Here is a 2,505-nt window from a genome sequence, read left to right on the forward strand (position 1 = left end):
TGCTCTTCGGAAAAGCGCTTCTTCACGTCCAATCTCCTCGCTTTGGGGAATTGGACTCCAGTTCGCCGTGCTACTCAAAACCGGGGGGACGTCGGCCCCACCCCACCAGCCCTCACAGCCGATCGCCTGACACTGCGAGGTCTACCGCGAAGATGCAGCCGAAGCCTGGCACAACACGACGCGACCAATGCGCCCGAGCTACACGCCCAAGCGAACTCACCAACAGCACACGTCTAACGCCTGAATTAAGCCGAGCCGCGAAGCGGCTTCGGCTTGAATGAACTGTTAGGCGTCACTCTCGTCGGTCTCGGTGATTTCCGAGCCAAAGAATTCTATTGAGGTCTTTCCCACTTGATTGGTGTCGTAGTAGGCGTAGCCAGCCACGCCAACGGCTCCCGCGATGGGGAGCCATCGTGAGATTCCCTTGCCAACAGTTCGCTGCAGGATCTTGTATCCAATCTTTTCAACGATCTTCTGAATCACTCGAAGCGAGGCGCGCTTGACCAACACTCGCTCGCCCACCCGCACCACAAGGTCTCGCATAAGCTGCGCCGCTGCGTGCCGAAATAGGCAATAGATCATGTGTTGTTCTGTGAGAGTCGAGGTTTTCCCGTGAAGCGCCGCGATATCCGCAACTAGCTGGGCTTGAATTCGCCACACGGCCAAGAGCTCAGGAATGATTGTCAGCCATCCAAGTGGACCTGGTGGTAACGCAAGCGTTCCTGCTGTCAAGGAAGACTTTACAGCTGAGCCTTTAATTAGCTTCTTTGAGTCGCGAGCTGGATTGCGACTCTTCTTCAGACTGCTTTCCGGAATGTTGCCAATAACCCCAAGAATTGCCTCTGCAATTCGACTAGCGCTGGTCTCTTCCTGTGGTACAGATAGTTCCTTAGACATGGTTTCCCCTGTGAGGTTGCTGGCAGAGCGGCTGTGACGCCTAACGCCTGAATTAAGCCGACCCGCGAAGCGGGTTCGGCTTGAATGAATTGTTAGCGGTCATTGGTTGAGCGCAATGCACGAGTATGGATTGAGGCATTGCTGCCCGCCAGTCTCCTTGCATGCGTTGACGTTGAGGGCATCTGCGACCTCTTTGCAGGATGCTGAGTCATCGGCAAATCCATGAACCGTAATGACGTGATCGCTCTTGTCTCCGAACTTGATGATTCCGTAGTCCGGCGATGAACCAATCTTGTTCTTTGCGAAGAATTGCTTCGGGGCGTCAAGGCTCGAGTAGGGATCTTCGGAACATCCGGCAAGCATGACGGTTGCCACTGCCAGGAAGAGAATGTTTCGGATCACGATGTCCCCCGGTATGACCGCTAACGCCTGAGTTAAGCCGCGCCGAAGGCGTCGGCTTGAATGATTGGTTAGGACTCAAGCTCGCGCACACGGCGAACGATACTTGAGCGGTCCAGGTGCGGCTTTACGAACGGCCACTTCGCCGTGCAAGCGCGCCAGAAAGCCAACGCCCCCAGAACAATACCGACCAAACAAGCCAGCCCTGCAAAGACTGCGGGAGGGAGCGCGTGCTGCAATTGGAAGAGAGCAATAAAGAAGGCGCAGGCAGCGAGCCAGGTCACTGGGGGAAGCCATCGGCTCGCCAAGATGCTTGGCTTGTCAGCGTCCATGTGCATCAGAACATGCTTTAGGTACAGCAGTTCCTCGTGGGCCTTCATCTTGAGTCCTAACACCGGAATTAAGCCGACCCACAACGCGTGAGCCGGGAGTTGAGCCGAAGCCCCAGCAGCGAACATGCCTGCAAATAAGACGAAGTGGGTTCGGCTTGAATGACCAGTTAGGCAATGCTGCCTTAGATGCCGGCAGACCCGCCAACACCACACCCCACAGCTCCGCCACCGGCCGAAACAGTACCAGCCCAGGCGGACCGGCGCCTTACCCGGAAACCACAAGGCGACATGCAGCCGAAGATGGCTCCGAAATCATTGAGCGGACCTGCCGGAGCAACGAACCGCCCGGCGCGACGTGGTTGCCGAAGGAGACCAGCCGGAGCCAGCGTCGGATGAGCACGAGTCGGGCTGCCAGCCGCGACGCGAGTGTCCGAAGAAACGAGCCGATGCAGAACTCACCAGCAGCAGCCGCCTAACACCGGAATTAAGCCGACCCACAACGCGGGGGTCGGGAGTTGAGCCGAAGCCCCAGCAGCGAACATGCCTGTAAATGAGACGAGGTGGGTTCGGCTTGAATGACCTGTTAGGCGGTGCTGCCTTGTGATGCCGGCAAACCTGCCGACACCACACCCCGCAGTCCCTCCACCAACCGAAACAGTGCCAGCCCGCGAGGACCGGCGCTTTACCTTGGAGCCCCACGGCGACATGCAGCCGAAGATGGCTCCGAAATGATTGAGCCGACCAGCCGGAGCGACAGGAGTCGGACGCAGCGAGCCCGCCGAAGGAGACCAGCCGGAGCCAGCGTCGGGCGAGCGCGAGTCGCGCTTCCAGCCCAGGTGCAACCTACCGAAGAGGCGACCGCAGAACAGCTTGAGCA

At 58.3% G+C, this 2,505-nt stretch carries 3 protein-coding genes; all 3 read right to left on the reverse strand.

All coding sequences use genetic code 11. The features are described from left to right. Positions 1 to 285: 285 nt before the first annotated feature. The gene (locus B5D37_RS14505) at positions 286 to 897 is read right to left on the reverse strand and encodes a hypothetical protein (protein ID WP_078759444.1); all 612 of its coding nucleotides are present in this window, start codon (positions 895 to 897) and stop codon (positions 286 to 288) included. Between the two features lie 99 nt (positions 898 to 996). Then, complete coding sequence (locus tag B5D37_RS14510) at positions 997 to 1,299, reverse strand: lipoprotein (RefSeq protein ID WP_143814364.1); 303 nt, start codon at positions 1,297 to 1,299, stop codon at positions 997 to 999. Between the two features lie 68 nt (positions 1,300 to 1,367). Then, a complete protein-coding gene (locus B5D37_RS14515) occupies positions 1,368 to 1,676 on the reverse strand; it encodes a DUF4175 domain-containing protein (protein ID WP_143814365.1) in 309 nt (102 codons plus the stop codon). Positions 1,677 to 2,505: the final 829 nt, after the last annotated feature.

The organism is Lysobacter spongiicola DSM 21749 (genome assembly GCF_900167055.1).
Taxonomy (GTDB): Bacteria; Pseudomonadota; Gammaproteobacteria; order Xanthomonadales; family Xanthomonadaceae; genus Novilysobacter; species Novilysobacter spongiicola.